General features: G+C 60.0%; 17 protein-coding genes and 1 pseudogene. 9 read left to right on the top strand and 9 right to left on the bottom strand.

Annotation, left to right across the window (positions count from 1 at the left end; translation table 11 throughout):
• Positions 1–4 precede the first annotated feature (4 nt).
• Complete coding sequence (locus tag JFT66_RS12565) at positions 5–211, bottom strand: SlyX family protein (protein ID WP_003193876.1); 207 nt, start codon at positions 209–211, stop codon at positions 5–7.
• A gap of 3 nt (positions 212–214) precedes the next feature.
• Entirely contained in the window at positions 215–640 is a 426-nt protein-coding gene (locus tag JFT66_RS12560) for an HIT domain-containing protein (RefSeq protein WP_034115774.1), read from the bottom strand.
• Between the two features lie 744 nt (positions 641–1,384).
• Between JFT66_RS12560 and JFT66_RS12555 the strand changes: the two genes are divergently transcribed.
• A complete protein-coding gene (locus JFT66_RS12555; RefSeq protein WP_034115775.1) occupies positions 1,385–2,680 on the top strand; it encodes an OprD family porin in 1,296 nt (431 codons plus the stop codon).
• A gap of 182 nt (positions 2,681–2,862) precedes the next feature.
• Here JFT66_RS12555 and JFT66_RS12550 read toward each other — a convergent pair whose 3' ends face one another.
• Positions 2,863–3,705, bottom strand: coding sequence for a mechanosensitive ion channel family protein (locus JFT66_RS12550; RefSeq protein ID WP_034115776.1), 843 nt, complete (start codon positions 3,703–3,705; stop codon positions 2,863–2,865).
• 136 nt (positions 3,706–3,841) lie between these two features.
• Complete coding sequence (locus tag JFT66_RS12545; protein WP_034115777.1) at positions 3,842–4,327, bottom strand: YajQ family cyclic di-GMP-binding protein; 486 nt, start codon at positions 4,325–4,327, stop codon at positions 3,842–3,844.
• Positions 4,328–4,450: 123 nt separating this feature from the next.
• On the opposite strand from JFT66_RS12545, the gene JFT66_RS12540 reads away from it, so the two are divergent.
• Genes JFT66_RS12540 through JFT66_RS12530 form a run of 3 tightly spaced genes read left to right on the top strand, consistent with a single transcriptional unit; the run spans position 4,451 to position 8,032 of the window.
• On the top strand, positions 4,451–5,368 hold the full coding sequence (locus tag JFT66_RS12540) for a putative 2-dehydropantoate 2-reductase (RefSeq protein ID WP_034115778.1): 918 nt from the start codon (positions 4,451–4,453) through the stop codon (positions 5,366–5,368).
• A 46-nt stretch (positions 5,369–5,414) separates the two neighbouring features.
• Complete coding sequence (locus JFT66_RS12535; RefSeq protein ID WP_198859352.1) at positions 5,415–7,451, top strand: sensor histidine kinase; 2,037 nt, start codon at positions 5,415–5,417, stop codon at positions 7,449–7,451.
• A 2-nt stretch (positions 7,452–7,453) separates the two neighbouring features.
• The gene (locus JFT66_RS12530; protein WP_198859351.1) at positions 7,454–8,032 is read left to right on the top strand and encodes a cob(I)yrinic acid a,c-diamide adenosyltransferase; all 579 of its coding nucleotides are present in this window, start codon (positions 7,454–7,456) and stop codon (positions 8,030–8,032) included.
• 129 nt (positions 8,033–8,161) lie between these two features.
• Here JFT66_RS12530 and JFT66_RS12525 read toward each other — a convergent pair whose 3' ends face one another.
• The 3 genes from JFT66_RS12525 to secA form a co-directional block, all read right to left on the bottom strand.
• The gene (locus tag JFT66_RS12525) at positions 8,162–9,106 is read right to left on the bottom strand and encodes a Nudix family hydrolase (RefSeq protein WP_034115781.1); all 945 of its coding nucleotides are present in this window, start codon (positions 9,104–9,106) and stop codon (positions 8,162–8,164) included.
• Positions 9,107–9,125: 19 nt separating this feature from the next.
• On the bottom strand, positions 9,126–10,343 hold the full coding sequence (gene argJ / locus JFT66_RS12520) for a bifunctional glutamate N-acetyltransferase/amino-acid acetyltransferase ArgJ (protein ID WP_034115782.1): 1,218 nt from the start codon (positions 10,341–10,343) through the stop codon (positions 9,126–9,128).
• A gap of 124 nt (positions 10,344–10,467) precedes the next feature.
• Complete coding sequence (gene secA / locus JFT66_RS12515) at positions 10,468–13,203, bottom strand: preprotein translocase subunit SecA (protein ID WP_034115783.1); 2,736 nt, start codon at positions 13,201–13,203, stop codon at positions 10,468–10,470.
• A 305-nt stretch (positions 13,204–13,508) separates the two neighbouring features.
• Here secA and JFT66_RS12510 point away from each other — a divergent pair, with 305 nt between their 5' ends.
• Positions 13,509–13,964: a DUF721 domain-containing protein gene (locus tag JFT66_RS12510; protein ID WP_034115784.1), complete on the top strand. Its 456-nt coding sequence runs from the start codon at positions 13,509–13,511 to the stop codon at positions 13,962–13,964.
• 4 nt (positions 13,965–13,968) lie between these two features.
• Here JFT66_RS12510 and JFT66_RS12505 read toward each other — a convergent pair whose 3' ends face one another.
• Complete coding sequence (locus tag JFT66_RS12505; protein ID WP_198859350.1) at positions 13,969–15,447, bottom strand: helicase HerA-like domain-containing protein; 1,479 nt, start codon at positions 15,445–15,447, stop codon at positions 13,969–13,971.
• A 203-nt stretch (positions 15,448–15,650) separates the two neighbouring features.
• Here JFT66_RS12505 and JFT66_RS30190 point away from each other — a divergent pair.
• From JFT66_RS30190 to JFT66_RS12490, 4 genes and pseudogenes are all read left to right on the top strand, one after another.
• Positions 15,651–16,682: pseudogene (locus JFT66_RS30190) on the top strand (HAMP domain-containing protein); the annotation flags it as partial.
• Positions 16,683–16,775: 93 nt separating this feature from the next.
• Complete coding sequence (locus tag JFT66_RS30185; RefSeq protein ID WP_411829037.1) at positions 16,776–17,540, top strand: methyl-accepting chemotaxis protein; 765 nt, start codon at positions 16,776–16,778, stop codon at positions 17,538–17,540.
• A gap of 159 nt (positions 17,541–17,699) precedes the next feature.
• The gene (locus JFT66_RS12495; RefSeq protein WP_034115787.1) at positions 17,700–18,821 is read left to right on the top strand and encodes a glycosyltransferase family 4 protein; all 1,122 of its coding nucleotides are present in this window, start codon (positions 17,700–17,702) and stop codon (positions 18,819–18,821) included.
• Positions 18,814–19,566: a DUF2334 domain-containing protein gene (locus JFT66_RS12490; protein WP_153839090.1), complete on the top strand. Its 753-nt coding sequence runs from the start codon at positions 18,814–18,816 to the stop codon at positions 19,564–19,566. Before JFT66_RS12495 ends, JFT66_RS12490 begins: the two co-directional genes overlap by 8 nt.
• A gap of 31 nt (positions 19,567–19,597) precedes the next feature.
• On the opposite strand, the gene JFT66_RS12485 is transcribed toward JFT66_RS12490, so the two are convergent.
• Entirely contained in the window at positions 19,598–19,783 is a 186-nt protein-coding gene (locus JFT66_RS12485) for a hypothetical protein (protein WP_034115789.1), read from the bottom strand.
• Positions 19,784–19,867 lie beyond the last annotated feature (84 nt).

The raw sequence follows: 19,867 nt of genomic DNA, 5'->3' as shown, positions 1-19,867 counted from the left end.
CCTTTCAATAGTGCGGCGGTGGCGCTTCTTCTTCGGATGACTCGAACTGGCCGCCCATTTCTTCCTGGCGCTTGAGCAATGCGGTCATTTGCAATTGCAGGCGCTCAACCGCCCGTTGCTGTGCGACCAGGATGTCATTGAGTGTCTCGATGGTGTCGTCCTGGAAGGCCAGGCGGCTCTCCAGGTCGGTGACGCGCTCTTGCAGGTCCATGGTTCAGTCCTGGGTAAAGATAAAGTCGGCAGGCAACAGCTCACGCATACGGGCGCGAATCGCCGCCACTTGCTCGTCGGTATAAGGCCGGGCTGGGTGCTTGCCCCACACCGGCGCCGGCCAGGCGACGTCGTCACGCCTGCGTACGATCACATGCACATGCAACTGGCTGACGACGTTGCCCAGCGCACCGATGTTCATCTTATCGGCGGCCAACCCTTCGTTAAGCAACTGCGCCAGGGCCGTGGTTTCTTTCCACAACGTTTGTTGAGCGGCGACATCCAGTTGAAACACTTCGCTGATACCGTCGATGCGCGGTACCAGGATGAACCAGGGGTAGTTCGAGTCATTGGACAGCAGCAGGCGACAGAGCGGGAAGTCCCCAATGGCCAAGGTGTCTTGTTGCAGGCGTTGATCTAGGGCGAACACGTGGGCACTCCGTTCGGCAGGTCGGTTTCAGGCGCCCAGCATACCTTCGAATGCCCAAGGCTTCACGGCGAATACGGGGAGCCTTGAGGCAACCGGTTAAAAAAACGCACCCTTTAGAGGCAGGCAAATATTTGAACTACGCTAGGCCGGGCTTCAACGGGCCGCACCAAAATGACCCACTTATGCGTCAAAGGGCTCCCCCGACTACCCACTGATGAGGGTGAACCGGTAACGTTTTGCCCAGGTGCAGGTTTTGTGTACTACCGGTCAGGTGTAACACGCGGGCGTCAAGCCCGAACCAAATGGCGTAAAAAGCCCGTGCTTATGCGGTTTTTACACTCCCGTAACGCTTTTCACGAAAAAATGACATTCGGTTGGCGGTTTGTGCACGCTTGTTGCATTCACCACCGTATCGTCGGCAACGGCACCCGCTTGGAAGCAGGTGTTTCGCGATAAAAAACAGCAGCGATTCAGTGCGTATCAAGGAAGAGTTCAAACTTTGAAAGAAGTAGGAAAAGAGCATTGAAGTTGTCAGCCTGGTTACATTCAGGCTGTGAATTTGCGACATGGATCTAGCGATTTACGACAGCCTCGTAAAGAAGCTGAAAGGAAAGATGGGCAAGTATCGTCATTAGAGTCTGCGTGATATAACTTTGCGCCGACACAAATAAAGAAAGAGCCGCCCAGATAAAAATACAGGTGGGACGGCAGTTACTCTTCCTAAAACCAAAGGAGCAAATCACGATGCGCGTGATGAAGTGGAGCATGATCGCCCTGGCTGTTTCAGCAGGCACCTCGCAGTTCGCAATGGCGTCCGCCCAAGATGATTCCAAGGGCTTCATTGAAGACAGTACCGCCAGCATTCTGACGCGTACGCTGTACTTCAGCCGCGACTTCCGTAACAACGATACAGGCCAGAGCCGTCGTGAAGAGACCGGTCTCGGTTTCCACGGCCTGTTCAGTTCGGGTTACACCCAAGGCACCATCGGTGTCGGTGTAGATGTCATCGGCTTGATGGGCATCAAACTGGACAGTGGCAAGGGCCGCGCCAACACTGGGCTGTTCCCTAACGGCTCCGATGGCCGCGCACAGGATGAGTACTCAAAGGGTGGCGCCGCGGTGAAATTCCGCATTTCCAACACCGTGCTGAAAGTCGGTGATCAATACACCACCGCACCGGTGTTTGCCTCGGATGACAGCCGTTTGCTCCCGGAACTGCCGCAGGGCATCTCCATCACCAGCAACGAAATCAAAGATCTGAAACTGGAGGCCGGTCACTTCACCTCGATTGTGGCGCAGGACCAGACCTACAGGGACAGTATCGGCAGCTCAGAGCCAGATTCAAACCGCGGCCTGCGAGACGCCAACTTCGTGGGCGGTGTATACGCTTGGAGCCCGGAGTTCACCACCAGCCTCTACTACTCGAAAGTGGAAGACTACTGGAGAAAGCTCTACGCCAACGTGAACTGGACTCACGCGCTGAGCGATGACCAATCCGTGGCTGTCGACTTCAACATCTACGACACCAAGAGCGACGGCGCTGGCCTGGTACGTGCTGACAAGGACAGTACTACCAAGCTCGACAACCGCGCGTTCAGCTTGCAAGGCGCGTATACCATTGGCGCCCACACCTTCACCCTGGCAGCCCAGAAGGTCAGCGGCGACGGCCAGTACGGCTACGGCGTAGACGGCGGCGGAACGATTTTCCTGGCCAACTCCATCGCCCGTTCCGACTTCAACGCTGAAGGTGAGAAGTCCTTTCAAGCTCGCTACGACATCAACATGGCGACCTTTGGTATTCCTGGCCTGAGCTTCATGACTCGTTACGTAACGGGTAGCGGCGCCAACACCAACCTCACTAGCAACGGCAAAGAGTGGGAGCGTGATATCGAGGCTAAATACGTAATCCAGAGCGGTGCGGCAAAAGATCTGAGCCTGCGCCTGCGTCAAGCGACTTATCGCTCGTCTGATAACGTGTACGGATCGCCGTCCCTGGACGAACTGCGTCTGATCGCGCAATACCCGCTGAACATCTTGTAATTACCCATTTAATTACGAAGATGACTTAAGGCTTCGGCTTTAAACAAAAAAGCCGCTCCTGTGTTCAAACAGGGAGTGGCTTTTTTATTGCAGTTTTGTTTCACTGGAAAAATAACTAGCAAGCTAACTAACGAGAGCATTGAACCTGACCTTTCGGCCAAGTTCGATAGCGTCACGCCAAATTATTTTGTGACACTTTCCTGCATCACGCGAATAACCCGCTGCGGAAACGGAATATCAATCCCGGCAGCTTTCAAACGGTCACGCGCCAGTTCATTAAACATAAACATTACGTCCCAATAATCCGGGGTATTGGTCCAGCAGCGCAGGGAAACAGTGATGGAGCTGTCGCCCAAGGTCGAAACCACCGCCACTGGCGCAGGGTCTGCCAGCACGCGCGGGTCTTTGGCCAACTCCAGCAGGACTTCGCGGGCCTTCTGCAGGTCTGCCTCGTAATCCACACCTACATCAAACACCACCTTGCGGGTCGGCTGGCGATTGGTGTTGGTGATGATGCCGTTGGACAGGATGCCGTTGGGCACGATTACTGTCTTGTTGTCACCGGTGCGGATCACCGTGTGAAAGATCTGAATGCTATCGACCGTACCGGAAGTACCCTGGGCTTCGATCCAGTCACCAATGCGGAACGGGCGGAACAGCAGAATCAACACGCCACCGGCGAAGTTGGCCAGGCTGCCCTGCAATGCCAGGCCGATGGCCAGGGTTGCGGCACCGATAGCGGCGACGAATGAGGTGGTTGCCACACCGATCATTGAGGCTACGCTGACAATCAGCATGACCTTCAGCGCGATATTTGCCAGGCTGGTGATGAAATGTTGCAGCGCCAGGTCGGCATTGCGGATAGCCAGCAAACGCCCCACTCGGTGGGTCAACACGTTGATCAGCCACCAGCCAATGGCCAGGGTGATGACGGCCAGCAATACCCGGCTGCCGTATTCCATGATCATCGGGATCCACGACTGGGAGGTCTTGATCAGGTGATCCATTTCAGCGTTCAAATCCATCTACATTCTCCTGTTTACCGGATGTGCGGCTTTTTTGAGTACCCACTAACGCAATCGAGCCCCGCAGGGCTCAAGAGTAGGCGTAAGTTCTGGGGCGTGGGACGTCAAAAACGCCCACAGGTTCCCCAAAGTGCCATCAGTCGCGGAAGTTATTGAACTGCAGCGGCATGTCGAAGGTCTTGGCACGCAGGGCCGCAATGGCGTCTTGCAGGTCGTCGCGCTTCTTGCCGGTGACACGAACCTGTTCGCCCTGGATGGCGGCCTGGACTTTCAGCTTGGCATCCTTGATATGCGCGACGATCTTCTTCGCCAGCTCCTTGTCGATACCTTCCTTGAGCACGGCTTCCTGCTTCATCAGTTTGCCGGAGGCGTAGGCGTCCTTGACTTCAAGGCACTGCACGTCGATCTTGCGCTTGACCAGCGCCAGCTTGAGGATCTCGATCATCGCTTCCAGCTGGAAATCGGCTTCAGCGGTCAGGTTGACGGTCAGTTCCTTTTCCTTGAATTCGAAGCTGCCCTTGCCTTTCAAGTCATAGCGACGGTCCAGCTCCTTGACGGCGTTCTCGACGGCGTTGGTGACTTCGTGTTTGTCCAGTTCGGATACCACGTCGAACGAAGGCATGTCATTTCTCCAATATAAGGGGCGGGCTCAGTAGAGATGGAGCGCGCCCGAGCTAAAATGCCGAGGCATTATAGCGGTTCTTTCGCCCCGTTCACTGTGAGCGACCCTACGGAGCACAAACTGATGTCGACCCCCTGGCATATTCTCGGCGCTGGCAGCCTGGGCACCCTCTGGGCCACGCGGCTGGCGCGCGCGGGCGTGCCCGTCAGGCTGATCCTGCGCAATGAGGCGCGCCTGGCCAGCTATCGAGCCGGCCAAGGGCTGACCCTGGTAGAGCACGGCGTAGAACATACCTATGCGGTGATCGGCGAAACGCCTGAAAGCCCCGAGCCGATTCATCGCCTGCTGGTGGCGTGCAAAGCCTACGATGCCCAAAGCGCTATCGCCCAATTGCAACATCGGCTGGCACCGGACGCCGAACTGATCCTGCTGCAAAACGGCTTGGGCAGCCAGGACGCAGTGGCTGCGCAAGTGCCGTCAACCCGCTGCATCTATGCCTCCAGCACCGAAGGCGCATTCCGCGATGGCGATTGGCGGGTGGTGTTTGCCGGCCATGGTTACACCTGGCTGGGAGACGCGGGCCATCCCACACCAGCGCTGTGGCTGGACGACCTGCAAGCGGCCGGCATTCCTCACGAATGGGCGACCGATATCCTTACGCGCCTGTGGCGCAAGCTGGCGCTCAATTGCGCCATCAACCCGCTGACCGTGCTCTACCAGTGCCGCAATGGTGGCTTGCAAGCCCATCAGTGTGAAGTGGCAACCTTGTGCGCCGAATTGGCCGAGCTGCTGGAATACTGCGGCCAGCCCGCGGCAGCAGAGGATCTGCACGCTGAAGTGGAGCGCGTGATCCAGGCCACCGCGGCCAATTACTCCTCCATGTACCAGGACGTCGCCAACGCCCGACGCACCGAAATCAGTTACCTGCTGGGCTACGCTTGCCAGGCGGCGGCCCGCCACCAGTTGGTCTTGCCGCATCTGCAACAGTTGCAGGCGCGGCTGGTCGAGCATTTGCTCGCACGCGGATTGGCCAGCGACTGAGGCACGCGCTACCCTGCCTACCTGTCTATCACCTGGGAAAACCCTGATGCCACTGCGCCAGCGTCTTGAAAATCTACCGGTAGGGCAGAAACTGCTGGCGGCCTTGCTGGTGCTATTGACCACCGTATTACTGGTGGCCAACCTGACGTTTATCAGCGCCGCCTACTGGATCTCCCAGGAAAGCATGGCGCCCCAGGCATTGCAGGCGATTGGCCGACTGGTGTCCAACCCGTCGCTCGCCGCCGAGGCCCTCGAATCCCCAGCCAAGGCCGAAGCGCTGCTCAATGAACTGACCAGTTATTCCCCACTGCGTGCCGCCGCCCTGTACGACGGCGAAGGCAACCGCCTGGCGCAGCTGCAGCACGGCGACCGCCTGCACCTGCCGGACAACTACCGGCATATCGAGGCCTGGCGCGTCACCGAGTTTCGCAGCAACCAGGTCATCACCCTGCCCCGTGGCGCCCAGCCTTCCGGGCATTTGCTGCTGGTGGCCAGCAGTGAACTGCCGGTGGCTTTCTATACCGGTACGCTGACCGCGAGCCTGGGCATCCTGATTTTCAGTGTGTTGCTGTGGCTGGTCATCGCCCGGCAGATCAAGCGCCTGATCACGCGCCCGATCCATGAACTGGAAGAACTGTCCCGCCAGGTGACCCGCGAAGAGAACTACGCCCTGCGCGCCGGGCGTGGCAACCATGACGAAATCGGCAGCCTGGCCGAAGCCTTCAATACTATGTTGTCGCGCATCGAAGCCCGCGAGCAGCAGCTCAAGCGTGCGCGTGACGACTCCCAGGCCGCTTACGACCAGGCCCAGGGGTTGACCGAAGAAACCCGGCATACCAACCGTAAGCTGGAACTGGAAGTCCAGGTGCGCAGCAAGATCGAGAAAAAGCTCACCGGGTTCCAGAACTACCTCAACAGCATTATCGACTCGATGCCCTCGGCGCTGATCGCTCTGGACGAGCAGCTCTATGTCACCCAATGGAACCAGGAAGCCACCGCCCTTTCCGGTACGCGCCTGGACGAAGCCCTGAACCAGCCGATTTTCCTCGCCTTCCAGCCGCTCAAGCCGTACCTGCCGCAAATCAAGGCCACGGTGGAGCAGCACACGGTGGAACGGATCGAGCGAGTCACCTGGGTCAAGGACGACGAGCCCAAGCATTACGCACTGACGTTCTACCCGTTGATGGGCGGTGCCGGGCGCGGCGTGGTGATCCGTATCGACGACATCACCCAGCGCCTGTCCCTGGAAGAGATGATGGTGCAGTCGGAAAAAATGCTCTCCGTCGGCGGCCTCGCCGCCGGTATGGCCCACGAGATCAACAACCCACTGGGCGCGATCCTGCATAACGTGCAGAACATCCGCCGCCGCCTGTCCCCGGACCTGCCCAAGAACCTGGAGCTTGCCGAGCAGGTGGGCATCGAGCTGGATACAGTCAATCGTTACCTGCAAGGCCGCGAAGTCCCACAGTTGCTCGACGGCATTCAGCAGGCCGGTGCACGTGCGGCGAAAATCGTCACCCATATGCTCAGTTTCAGCCGTCGCAGTAATCGCCAGATGGCCCCCTGCGATTTGCCGGCCCTGATCGACCAGGCCGTGGAAATCGCCGGCAACGACTTCGACCTGACCATCGGTTTCGATTTCAAGGGCCAAGCGATCATCCGCCAGTTTGACCCGCAACTGGGCCCGGTGCCCGGCACCGCCAACGAGCTGGAGCAAGTGCTGCTCAACCTGCTGAAGAATGCCGCCCAAGCCATCCACCTGCGTGACAACGACAGCGAGCCGGGGCGCATTATCCTGCGCACCCGCCTCAACCCGCCGTGGGCAGAAATCCAGGTGGAAGACAACGGCATCGGCATGAGCGAAAACGTGCGCAAGCGCACCTTCGAACCGTTCTTCACCACCAAGGAAATCGGCCAGGGCACCGGGCTTGGGCTGTCGGTGTCGTATTTCATTATTACCAACAACCACAAGGGCCAGATGGAAGTGCATTCCACCCTGGGCCAAGGCACCTGCTTTACCTTGCGTCTGCCCCTGGCCGGCAGCCAATTGTCCCCCGCAGAACTTACCCAACTGGAGCACTGACCATGGGCTTTCGCCTGTCGAAGATCTACACCCGTACCGGCGACAAGGGCGAGACCGGCCTCGGCGACGGCCGCCGCGTGCCCAAGGACCACCCGCGCGTGGAGGCGATTGGCGAGGTAGATACGCTTAACAGCCAATTGGGCCTGTTGCTGGCCAACCTGGAAGAGCAAAGCGGCAAGCACCCGGCGCTGATGGACGTGATTGAGGTGCTCACACCGTGCCAACATCGTTTGTTCGACCTGGGCGGTGAGCTGGCGATGCCGGTGTACAAGGCGTTGAATGCAGCGGAAGTGGATCGGCTGGAAGCGGCGATTGATCGCTGGAACGAAGAAGTCGGGCCGTTGGAGAACTTCATCCTACCCGGTGGCTCAGCCTTGATTGCCCAAGCCCATGTGTGCCGCAGCATGGCGCGCAGTGCTGAGCGGCGCTGTCAGCAGTTGAATACGGTGGAGCCGTTGGAAGGCGTGGGGTTGGCGTACATCAATCGGTTGTCGGACTTGTTGTTTGTGGCGGCCAGGGTGATTGCCCGGCGCCAAGGTGTTGCTGAAGTGTTATGGCAGGCCGCTGCCAAGCCACACTGACATTTCCCAGGGGACTGACGGGGCCTCATCGGGAGCAAGCCCCCTCCCACATTCAGACCACATTCCAAAGTTGGAACTCGGTCGAATGTGGGAGGGGGCTTGCTCCCGATAGGGCCCGTCAGAACACCATCAAACCTGCGGCCAGAACGCCCTGATACCTGCCACACCCTGCGCCCCAGCCTCCCAAGCCTTCTCCCGCTGCGCAGGCCCAACCCCGCCCAACAGGAAAACTGGTTTGCTGAACCCGCGAATCAATTCCTGCGCCTGCTCCCAACCCAACGGCTGCGCATCCGGATGGGTCTGGGTCGGCTGCACCGGCGACAGCGTGACAAAATCCACGTCCATCATCTCGGCCAGCGCCAGTTCTTCAGCGTTGTGGCAGGACGCGGCCAACCAACGGTCTTTGGGCAGCGGGCGACCCTTGCTGGCGTATTTGCGCAACTGCGCCGAGGTCATGTGCCAGCCGGCGGCAGGGAAATCCCCCAGCCATTCAAACGGCCCCTTGAGCATCAATTGCGCCTTGCCAGCACACAGGCCAACCGCATCCACCGCCAGGTCACGGTATTTGGGGTCATAGCCATTGGGCGCACGCAGTTGAACCAGCTTGGTGCCACCGGCGATAGCCTTCTGGATACCACGCAACAGCGTCGGGGCTTCCAGCTCGCCCGGGGTGATCAAATACTCGGCGGGCAAGCGTGCAGCAGCTACAATCGGCGCATTCGCCGCCGGGAACTCATAGTTGACCAAGTCCCGTGGCGTCACCCATTCCAACGGCTGCCCTTCGGCGCCATGGGGCTCGCCGGTAAAGGCCGAGACTTCCCAGACATCCAGCAACACCTGCTTGTCCGGATAATCATGCTGCACCTTGATCAGCGGTCGCGCCGTGGTGACCTGGATGCCCAACTCTTCCTGCAGTTCACGGGACAAGGCCGTGGCGACCGATTCATCGGCCTCCACCTTGCCCCCGGGAAACTCCCAGAGGCCGCCTTGATGCTGGGTATCGGCACGGCGCGCCAGCAGGATCCTGCCGTCGACACCGCGGATCACCGCTGCTGCTACATGCACTCGTTTCACCGCCAGTTTCCTCTTGGTATCAGGTACGGTATTCCGCATTGATCTTCACGTATTCGTGGGACAGGTCCGTGGTCCAGATGGTTTCGCTGCACGCGCCACGACCCAATTCGATGCGGATGGTGATTTCTTCCTGCTGCATGACCGCCGAGCCCTGGGCCTCGGTGTAGGTTTCGGCGCGAGCACCACCGCTGGCGATGCACACGTCGCCGAGGAACACGTCAATCTTGCTCACGTCCAGGTCCGGCACACCGGCACGGCCAACCGCCGCCAGGATACGGCCCCAGTTCGGGTCCGACGCAAACAGCGCGGTCTTGATCAGCGGCGAGTGAGCCACGGTGTAGCCCACGTCCAGGCATTCCTGGTGGTTGCCGCCGCCGTTGACTTCAACAGTGACGAACTTGGTCGCGCCCTCGCCGTCCCGCACGATGGCCTGGGCTACGTCCATGCACACTTCAAATACTGCCTGCTTCAACGCCGCGAACAGCGGGCCGCTGGCTTCGGTGATGGGCGGCAGGCTGGCCTGGCCGGTGGCGATCAGCATGCAGCAGTCGTTGGTCGAGGTGTCGCCATCGATGGTGATGCGGTTGAACGACTTGTTGGCAGCGTCCAGGATCAGGCTTTGCAGCACCTCGCGCGAGACTTTGGCGTCGGTGGCGATATAGCCGAGCATGGTGGCCATGTTCGGGCGGATCATGCCCGCGCCCTTGCTGATGCCGGTTACGGTAACCGTCACGCCGTCGTGCACAAACTGGCGGCTCGCACCTTTGGGCAAGGTGTCGGTGGTCATGATGCCGGTGGCCGCAGCCGCCCAGTTATCCACAGACAGGTCATCCAAGGCAGCTTGCAAAGCGCCTTCGATTTTTTCCACCGGCAGCGGCTCGCCGATCACGCCGGTGGAGTATGGCAGCACTTGGCTGGCGTCCACGCCGGTCAGTTGGGCCAGCTTGGCGCAGGTGCGCGCAGCAGCCACCAGGCCTGGCTCGCCGGTGCCGGCGTTGGCATTGCCGGTGTTGGTCAGCAGGTAACGGATCGTGCCGGCCACACGTTGCTTGGCCAGGATCACCGGCGCAGCGCAGAAAGCGTTGAGGGTGAACACACCGGCAACGGTCGAGCCTTCGGCACAGCGCATCACTACCACATCCTTGCGCCCCGGGCGCTTGATGCCGGCCGAAGCGATACCGAGCTCAAAACCGGCAACCGGGTGCAATGTGGGCAAAGGACCAAGACCAACAGCCATGAATGCGCTCCTTAAAAATAGGTGATGTCTGTGCCGTCGTTAGCGACGGTGGGAATTAATGGCAAAACGCCGCGACGGCTAATGCCGGTCGCGGCGCGGGGTGTTGCAGCGTCAGGCGAAAATCTTAGTTGATTTCGCCGTGGCAGTGTTTGAACTTCTTGCCCGAACCGCACCAGCACAGTTCGTTACGGCCCAGCTTCTGATCGTTGCGAACCGGGGTTTGGGCCAGGGCCACATCGACCTCTTCGCCCAACACCTCAGGCGCTTCCAGGCCCGGTGCTTCGTCATGCTGGAATTGCAGGCGCGCAGCCAGTGCCTCGGCTTCCTGACGCAGGCGAGCTTCTTCTTCGATCGGGTCTTCGCGACGCACCTGAACGTGGGACAGCACACGGATCGAATCGCGCTTGATCGAATCCAGCAGTTCGGAGAACAGCGTGAACGACTCGCGCTTGTACTCCTGCTTCGGGTTCTTCTGGGCGTAGCCACGCAAGTGGATGCCGTGACGCAGGTGATCCATGGTCGACAAGTGGTCTTTCCACAGGTCATCCAGCACGCGCAGCACGATTTGCTTCTCGAAGGTGCGCAGTGCTTCGGCACTCGCCTGCTCTTCTTTCTCGTTGTACGCGGCCAGCAGTTCGGCCATCAGTTTTTCGCGCAGGGTTTCTTCGTACAGGTGGTCGTCTTCGTCCAGCCATTGCTGAACCGGCAGGTCAACACCGAAATCGCTCTTCAGTGCCGCTTCCAGGCCGGCGACATCCCACTGCTCAGGCAGGGACTGTGGCGGGATGTGGGCGCTGACGGTGGCATTCAGCACGTCCTGACGGAAATCAGCGATGGTCTCGCCAATATTGTCGGCGGCCAGCAACGTGTTACGCATGTGATAGATCACTTTACGCTGTTCGTTGTTGACGTCATCGAACTCGAGCAGTTGCTTACGAATGTCGAAGTTACGGCCTTCGACCTTGCGCTGGGCCTTTTCGATGGCGTTGGTCACCATGCGGTGTTCAATCGCTTCACCGGACTGCATGCCCAGGGCCTTCATGAAGTTCTTCACCCGATCAGAGGCGAAGATACGCATCAGGCTGTCTTCCAGCGACAGGTAGAAACGGCTGGAACCAGCGTCACCCTGGCGACCGGCACGACCACGCAACTGGTTGTCGATACGACGCGATTCGTGACGCTCGGACGCGATCACCTGCAAACCACCGGATTCGAGCACGGCCTGGTGGCGTTTCTGCCAGTCAGCCTTGATCTGGGCGATCTGCTCAGGGGTCGGGTTGTCGAGCGAGGCCACTTCCACTTCCCAGTTGCCGCCCAACAGGATGTCGGTACCACGACCGGCCATGTTGGTGGCGATGGTCAGTGCGCCTGGGCGACCGGCCTGGGCGATGATCTCGGCTTCTTTTTCGTGGAACTTGGCGTTGAGTACCTTGTGCTCGATGCCTTCCTTGTTGAGCAGGTTGGACACGTGCTCGGAAGTCTCGATGGTGGCGGTACCCACCAGGATCGGACGGCCCTGGGCGATGCCGTCCTTGATGTCATTGATGATTGCCGCGTATTTCTCTTCGGCAGTCAGGAACACCAGGTCGTTGAAGTCTTTACGCGCCAACGGCTTGTTCGGCGGAATGACCATCACGGCCAGGTTGTAGATCTGGTGGAATTCGAACGCTTCGGTGTCGGCCGTACCGGTCATGCCGGACAGTTTGTTGTACAGACGGAAGTAGTTCTGGAAGGTCGTGGACGCCAACGTCTGGCTTTCGGCCTGGATGTTGAGCCCTTCCTTGGCTTCGATGGCCTGGTGCAGGCCTTCGGACAGACGGCGACCCGGCATGGTACGGCCGGTGTGTTCGTCAACCAGTACGACCTGGCCGTCCTGGACGATGTACTCGACGTTGCGATGGAACAGCTTGTGGGCGCGCAGGCCGGCATACACGTGGGTCAACAGGCCCAGGTTGTGCGCCGAGTACAGGCTTTCACCCTCGGCCAGCTCGCCGATCTGGGTCAGCATCTCTTCGACGAACTGGTGACCGGCTTCGTTGAGTTCGACCTGGCGGGTCTTCTCGTCGATGCTGAAGTGACCTTCTTTGGTCACCACGCCTTCCACTTCCTCGATGTGCTGCTCCAGGCGCGGGATCAACTTGTTGATCTCGGTGTACAGGCGCGAGCTGTCTTCGGCCTGGCCGGAGATGATCAGTGGGGTACGGGCTTCGTCGATGAGGATGGAGTCGACTTCGTCGATCACGGCAAAGTTGAGTTCGCGCTGGAATTTCTCTTCCATGCTGAACGCCATGTTGTCGCGCAGGTAGTCGAAACCGAATTCGTTGTTGGTACCGTAGGTGATGTCGGCAGCGTAGGCGGCGCGCTTCTCTTCCGGCGGCTGGAACGGCGTTACCACGCCGACGGTCAGGCCGAGGAATTCATACAGCGGGCGCATCCAGTTGGCGTCCCGGCGAGCCAGGTAGTCGTTCACCGTCACAACGTGCACGCCCTTGCCGGACAGTGCGTTGAGGTAAACGCCCAGGGTTGCCACCAGGGTCTTGCCTTCACCGGTACGCATTTCGGCAATCATGCCTTCATGCAAGGTCATGCCGCCGATCAACTGCACGTCGAAGTGGCGCATGCCCATGACACGCTTACCGGCTTCACGGGCGACCGCAAAGGCTTCGGGGAGCAGCTTGTCGAGGGTTTCACCTTTGGCTATGCGGGCCTTGAACTCTTCGGTCTTGGCGCGCAATTGCTCGTCCGACAGAGCAACCATCTGCTCTTCGAAGGCATTGACCAGCTGCACCGTCTTGAGCATGCGTTTGACTTCGCGCTCATTCTTGCTTCCAAAAAGTTTCTTTAACAAAGGCGCAAACATATCGGCAGGTTCTTCCACACATAGGGATGGAGGGCGCACCGTCAGTGGCCCGAGCAGCCCTCACGGCCGCATGCGAACGCGCATTCTACCCGGAATCGTGGGTGAGGAAAGTGGCGTTGTTCCCCGATGCTGGCATGGGCCTGTGAGAGGGCTTGTTTAAAATAAGGGCTTTTGCTGGAACTTCAACCCATGAGGTGCAGAAGTTACCTATTGATTTCACGAGAAAAGCTCCGTAGATGCATGGCCTCGGGGTGTACCGGCGCTTTCTGTTAAGATGACCGCTCTGTTACTTAAGGTGTCCAGACATGGCATTTCGCCCACTTACAGCCCGCGCTCCCGGCGTGTTGCTCCGCGAAGCCAAGCCGTTGAAAGCCATCTTTGGCCATGCGCAACGCCTGGGCCATTTGCAACGCCTGCTTGAAAGCCAGCTGCAACCGGCCGCACGTGAACATTGTCATGTGGCGTCCTGGCGTGAAGGCAATCTGCTATTGATTGTGACCGACGGCCATTGGGCGACCCGCTTGCGTTATCAACAAAAACGCTTGCAGCGGCAACTGATGGTATTTGATGAGTTCGCCAGTTTGACGCGGATTCAGTTCAAGGTGCAGCCGCCCACCGTGCCGCAAGGCGCAGTGGGACATACCATGGACCTGTCGGAAAATGCGGCCGAAACCCTCCAGGCAACGGCCGACGGGATCAGCGACCCGGGCTTGCGCGCGGCACTTGAACGGCTGGCCGCACACGCTAGGCCCAAGCCCTGAATCGCTATTTGCGCTTACTGCCGCCCAGCAACGACCCCAACAAGCCGCGCACCAACTGGCGCCCCATCTGATTCGCGGCCTGCTGCATCGCAGACTTCAACGCCTTGCCGGCCGTGGTTCCCAGGAATGCGCCGGCCTTGTCGGTGAAGCTCGGTTCTTCGGCGGTCGGTGCAGCCTCGCCAGTGGGCCCAAGCTCCTTGCGCGCCATCAGCACCTCATAGGCCGACTCACGATCAACCGGCTTGTCATAACGCCCCAGCAGCGGCGAACTGGCGACCAGTGCCGCGCGCTCGGCTTCGCTGAGCGGCCCGATCCGCGATTGCGGGGGTGCAACCAATACGCGCTGGACGACTTCTGGCGTACCTTTTTCCTGCAAGGTCCCCACCAACGCCTCACCGGTGCCCAACTCTGTCAGCACCGACAACGTATCGAACGTCGGGTTGGGCCGGAAACCATCCGCCACCGCCCGCAGGGATTTCTGTTCTTTCGCGGTGAAGGCGCGCAAGCCGTGCTGGATGCGCAGGCCCAGTTGCGCCAGCACTGTGTCGGGCAAATCGCCCGGCGATTGGGTGACGAAGTACACGCCGACACCTTTGGAACGGATCAGGCGCACCACTTGCTCCAGACGCTCCTGCAAGGCTTTGGGCGTATCGGCGAACAACAAATGCGCCTCGTCGAAAAACAGCGCCAATAGCGGTTTCTCGGCATCGCCGCGTTCCGGCAATTGTTCGAACAACTCCGCCAGCAGCCACAACAGGAAGGTCGCGTACACCTTCGGCGCCTCATGCACCAGGCGGCTGGCGTCCAGCAGGTGGATGCGCCCCCGACCATCGCTGGCAGGCTGCAAAATATCCTCGAGTTGCAGGGCCGGCTCGCCAAACAGGGCTTCGGCGCCCTGCTGCTCTAATACCGCCAGGCGCCGCAACAGCGCCTGGCTGGAGCCGGTGGTCATCAGTGCCGCGTCGTCGCCCAGCAGTTCCGGGTGATAGCGCAGGTGATTGAGCAGCGCCTTGAGGTCCTTGAGGTCCAGCAGCAACAGGCCTTCACGATCGGCCACCTTGAAGGTCGCATAGAGCGCCGATTGCTGGCTGTCGGTCAGTTCCAACAGGCTGCCGAGCAATAACGGGCCCATTTCGCTGATGGTGGTGCGCAACGGATGACCGGACTGCCCGTGGATATCCCACAGGGTGACTGGGTACGCCTGGGCGGTGTAATTCAGGAACGGCATGCCGGCAATCCGTTCGGCCACTTTGCCTTGCGGGTTGGCGGCGGCACCCAGGCCGCAGAGGTCGCCCTTGATGTCGGCGGCGAACACCGCCACGCCAGCATCACTGAAGGCTTCCGCCAGGCGCTGCAAGGTGACGGTCTTGCCGGTGCCCGTAGCGCCAGCGATCAACCCATGACGGTTGGCCAGGCGCATGGACTGGGCGATGGGCTGGCCGCCTGGGCCGGCACCGATAAGCAGTTGTGTGGAGTCAGGCATTTCGTCACCTATGGTTAATCTTTAGTGCCGCGAGGTCGATACAGACGATGTGAACCCCACAAAGACTAAAAAACGGTCAGATAATTCCTAAATGGACCAACGGAGCTATCAGCAGAAATATCACACCTTTTTTGACGCTGCCATTTCGCGCCTCCCAAAAGGACGCGCTTCGGATATTAAGACCTTAGCGGACCCTACAAGCCATGAACAAAAATCTGCGCTTCAGCCACAAAATCCTGCTTGCAGCCTCCCTTATCGTCATCGCCGCCTTCGCGTTGTTTACCCTCTATAACGACTACCTGCAGCGCAACGCGATCCGCGACGACCTCAATAACTACCTGCATGAAATGGGCGATGTCACCGCCAGCAATATCCAGACCTGGCTCACCGGGCGTATCGCGCTGGTGGAAAACGCTGCACAGAACATTGCCATCAACCCTGAACCGTCCGTCGTCGCCAGCCTGCTGGAGCAGAAAGCGCTGACCTCTTCATTTATGGCGACCTACGTCGGTGACAGCCAGGGCACCTTCACCATCCGCCCTGACACCAAGATGCCCGACGGCTTCGATCCGCGTGTTCGCCCCTGGTACAAGGGCGCCCAGGCCAGCAATGGCTCGACCCTGACCGAACCCTATATTGACGCGGCTACCGGCCAGTTGATCATCTCTGTCGCCACTCCCAGCACCAAGGCGGGCCAGAATATCGGCGTGGTAGGTGGCGACCTGAGCCTGCAAACCCTGGTGGATAACATTGGCGCGCTGAACTTCGGCGGCATGGGTTATGCGTTCCTGGTCAGTGCCGACGGCAAAGTGTTAGTACACCCGGACAAAGCCCTGGTGATGAAGACCCTGGCAGACGTGTACCCGAAGGACACCCCCAAGATCAGCGCGGACTTCAGCGAAGTGCAAGCCAACGGCAAGGCCAATATCGTGACCTTTACCCCGATCAAGGGTTTGCCGTCAGTTAACTGGTACCTGGGTATTTCGGTGGATAAAGACACATCCTTCGCCATGCTCAGCAAATTCCGCACCTCGGCGGTGATCGCCACGATCATCGCGGTAGTCATCATCATCGCCCTGCTGGGCATGTTGATCCGCGTCTTGCTGCAACCGCTGCACCTGATGACCAAGGCCATGCAGGACATCGCCGACGGCGAGGGCGACCTGACCCGGCGCCTGGTCATCCAGAACAATGATGAGTTCGGCACCTTGGGCAATGCTTTCAACCGTTTCGTCGAGCGTATTCATACCTCGATTCGCGAAGTGTCTTCGGCCACCGAGCAGGTCAATGAAGTGGCCCTGCGGGTAGTCAGCGCCTCCAACTCGTCGATGGTCAATTCGGACGAACAGGCCAACCGCACCAACAGCGTCGCCGCCGCCATCAACCAACTGGGAGCCGCCGCCCAGGAGATCGCCCGTAACGCGGCCCAGGCCTCCAACCAGGCCAGCGATGCGCGGCACTTGGCCGAAGACGGCCAGCAGGTGGTGGAACGCAACATCAAGGCGATGACGCAGTTGTCGAGCATGATCAGCGCATCGAGCAGCAATATCGAAGCACTTAATAGCAAGACGGTGAATATCGGCCAGATCCTTGAAGTGATCACCAGCATTTCCCAGCAAACCAACCTGCTGGCGCTCAACGCGGCTATCGAAGCGGCGCGAGCCGGGGAAGCCGGGCGCGGGTTTGCAGTGGTGGCCGATGAAGTGCGCAACCTGGCTCATCGCACCCAGGAATCGGCACAACAGGTGCAAACGATGATCGAGGAGCTTCAAGTTGGCGCCCGTGATTCGGTGAGTACCATGAGTGAAAGCCAACGTCACAGCCTGGACAGCGTGGAAATCGCCAACCTCGCCGGCGAGCGCTTGAACAGCGTGACCCTGCGAATTGGCGAAATTGACGGCATGAACCAGTCCGTTGCCACTGCCACCGAAGAACAGACCTCGGTGGTGGAGTCGATCAATATGGACATCACCGAGATCAACACCCTCAACCAGGAAGGGGTGGAAAACCTGCAATCGACGTTGCGCGCCTGTTCGGACCTGGAGCAGCAGGCGTCGCGCCTGAAGCAATTGGTGGGTAGCTTCCGGATCTGATAGACAGCATTGCCCCCTCTTCTTGGAGCCGGTACTCGGTCTAAATGTGGGAGGGGGCTTGCCATCATCCTCACCTTGAACGCGCAGCACGACACCAATCCCGATAGAACATCTATCCTTACCTCAGGTCCACGTTAAGGAGAGCAATGGATCGGAGGGATGTTCATCGTGCATATCGCTGACATAACCATGTTCTACGCCCCCGCCAGCGGTGGTGTACGCACTTACCTCGACGCCAAGCACCGGCGCCTGGCGCTCAAGCCTGGGATTCGCCACAGCCTGTTGATCCCCGGCGCACACTTGAGCGAGCAGGACGGCGTCTATAAAGTGCCGGCCCCCGCCCTGCCCTTCGGCAAAGGCTATCGCTTCCCCCTTCGCTTGGCGCCATGGCGAAATGTCCTGCACGATTTACAGCCCGATCTGATCGAAGTCGGCGACCCGTACCTCACCGCCTGGGCGGCGCTGGATGCCCGGCGCCAGTTGGATGTGCCGGTCATTGGCTTTTACCACTCCGATCTGCCGCTGCTGGTGAGCAACCGTATGGGGCCGTGGTTCACCCCTAATGTTGAAGCCTATGTCAGCAAACTCTACGGGAATTTTGACCGCGTGCTGGCGCCTAGCCAGGTGATGGCCGACAAGCTCACCGGGCTTGGGGTAAGAAATGTCTTCGTCCAACCGCTGGGGGTAGACCTGCACACCTTCACCCCCGACGTGCGCGACCCCGGCCTGCGCGCCGAACTGGGAATTGGCGAAGACACCCGGCTGCTGATCTTCGCCGGACGCGGTTCCAAGGAGAAAAACCTGCCGGTACTGCTCAACTGCATGAAGCGCCTCGGGGACGGCTACCACTTGCTGCTGGTGGGCTCGGGGATGCCGGCCAACGTGCCGGATAACGTCACCGTGGTCGATGGGTTCCGCCCGGCCCGGCATGTGGCCCGGCTGATGGCCAGCGCCGATGCCTTGCTGCATGGCGGGGATCAGGAAACCTTCGGCCTGGTGATCCTGGAGGCCATGGCCTGTGGCATCCCGGTGGTCGCCGTCGCGGCCGGGGCATTCACCGAGATTGTCGACGAGCGCTGCGGCCTGCTATGTGCCCCCAATAACCCCAAGGCGATGGCCGATGCAGTGCGCGAATTGTTCGGTGCCGACAGCCGACGCCTCGGCGCCCAGGCGCGGCGGCATGTCGAACAGCATTACGCGTGGGACACGGTGGTCGATAGTCTGCTGGGGCATTACCAGGCGGTGCTCGGCAGCCATAAACCGATGCTCGCCCATGGCTGAGCGTTCGCTGATGCTGGTGCTGCACGATGTGGCGCCGAGCACTTGGGCCGACTATCGGCCTTTTGTCGAGGCCGTCGACGCGCTGGGCAACGTACCCATTACTTGGCTAGTGGTGCCGGACTTCCATCACCATGACGCCCTGGCCGCCCACAGTGATTTTCGTCGCCTGCTCGACGGCCGTGTGGCCAAGGGCGATGAACTCGCCTTGCACGGTTACTACCATTGCGACGACCAACCTCGGCCACGTTCGCCAAAAGAGTGGTTCATGCGGCGCATCTATACCCATGAAGGCGAGTTTTACCAGTTGCCCCAGGCCGAGGCGCTGCAACGGCTTACCGCCGGCATCGAGGTATTCCAGCGCAATGACTGGCCGCTGCAAGGGTTTGTCGCCCCAGCCTGGTTGATGAGCGACGGCACTCGCCAGGCATTGCGCCAGTTGCCACTTGGCTACACCAGCGATCCGCACCATATTTATCGCCTGCCTGACTTCAAGCGCATCGACGCCCCGGGGCTGGTCTGGAGCGCCCGCAGCGCCTGGCGCCGCGGGCTGTCGAAAGTCCTCAGCGACCGGCGTGAGCAACGCTGGCGGACAGCCCCGGTGATCCGACTGGGATTGCACCCAGTGGACATGCGCCACGAGTTTTCCCGTCTTTACTGGCTGCACACCCTGCAACGCCTGCTCAACGCTGGCCGTATGCCGCAGACCAAGGCCGCCTGGCTGGCGATGCAGCCATGGGACGGCTGACTACTCGCGCCCACGGTCGGCAAACCGCTGCTCAAGCGTCTTTTCCTGGGTCGGCAGGTGGCTCGTCCTGCTCCTGCATCTGCTCCCACAAACGGGCCGCCTCGGGAAAATCAGTACCATCCTCGGCGTCCAGCGCCTCAGGGTCGTAGCGACTCAGACAGCCCTCGCCCACTGTAGCGGGCGCCCTGGATGTGGCTTTATCGAGTGGGTCGGTCATGGGTGTGTCCTGAAGTCGGGATAAAAAAAGGGCCTGGAGAGTTGTACCTCCAGGCCCCTGTTTCTTTCAATCAATACCGATTGA

Origin of the sequence: Pseudomonas sp. MF6755 (assembly GCF_016405635.1) — a bacterium.
In the GTDB taxonomy this organism is placed as follows: domain Bacteria; phylum Pseudomonadota; class Gammaproteobacteria; order Pseudomonadales; family Pseudomonadaceae; genus Aquipseudomonas; species Aquipseudomonas haemolytica.
This window is presented reverse-complemented; position numbering and strand designations above follow the sequence as displayed.

What these genes read in the sequence shown, in the direction of transcription:
- JFT66_RS12565 (WP_003193876.1), bottom strand. Translation starts at nt 211, where the DNA reads ATGGACCTGCAAGAGCGCGTCACCGACCTGGAGAGCCGCCTGGCCTTC.
- JFT66_RS12555 (WP_034115775.1), top strand. Translation starts at nt 1,385, where the DNA reads ATGCGCGTGATGAAGTGGAGCATGATCGCCCTGGCTGTTTCAGCAGGC.
- JFT66_RS12550 (WP_034115776.1), bottom strand. Translation starts at nt 3,705, where the DNA reads ATGGATTTGAACGCTGAAATGGATCACCTGATCAAGACCTCCCAGTCG.
- JFT66_RS12545 (WP_034115777.1), bottom strand. Translation starts at nt 4,327, where the DNA reads ATGCCTTCGTTCGACGTGGTATCCGAACTGGACAAACACGAAGTCACC.
- JFT66_RS12540 (WP_034115778.1), top strand. Translation starts at nt 4,451, where the DNA reads ATGTCGACCCCCTGGCATATTCTCGGCGCTGGCAGCCTGGGCACCCTC.
- JFT66_RS12535 (WP_198859352.1), top strand. Translation starts at nt 5,415, where the DNA reads ATGCCACTGCGCCAGCGTCTTGAAAATCTACCGGTAGGGCAGAAACTG.
- JFT66_RS12530 (WP_198859351.1), top strand. Translation starts at nt 7,454, where the DNA reads ATGGGCTTTCGCCTGTCGAAGATCTACACCCGTACCGGCGACAAGGGC.
- argJ (WP_034115782.1), bottom strand. Translation starts at nt 10,343, where the DNA reads ATGGCTGTTGGTCTTGGTCCTTTGCCCACATTGCACCCGGTTGCCGGT.
- secA (WP_034115783.1), bottom strand. Translation starts at nt 13,203, where the DNA reads ATGTTTGCGCCTTTGTTAAAGAAACTTTTTGGAAGCAAGAATGAGCGC.
- JFT66_RS12510 (WP_034115784.1), top strand. Translation starts at nt 13,509, where the DNA reads ATGGCATTTCGCCCACTTACAGCCCGCGCTCCCGGCGTGTTGCTCCGC.
- JFT66_RS12505 (WP_198859350.1), bottom strand. Translation starts at nt 15,447, where the DNA reads ATGCCTGACTCCACACAACTGCTTATCGGTGCCGGCCCAGGCGGCCAG.
- JFT66_RS30185 (WP_411829037.1), top strand. Translation starts at nt 16,776, where the DNA reads ATGGTCAATTCGGACGAACAGGCCAACCGCACCAACAGCGTCGCCGCC.
- JFT66_RS12495 (WP_034115787.1), top strand. Translation starts at nt 17,700, where the DNA reads ATGTTCATCGTGCATATCGCTGACATAACCATGTTCTACGCCCCCGCC.
- JFT66_RS12490 (WP_153839090.1), top strand. Translation starts at nt 18,814, where the DNA reads ATGGCTGAGCGTTCGCTGATGCTGGTGCTGCACGATGTGGCGCCGAGC.
- JFT66_RS12485 (WP_034115789.1), bottom strand. Translation starts at nt 19,783, where the DNA reads ATGACCGACCCACTCGATAAAGCCACATCCAGGGCGCCCGCTACAGTG.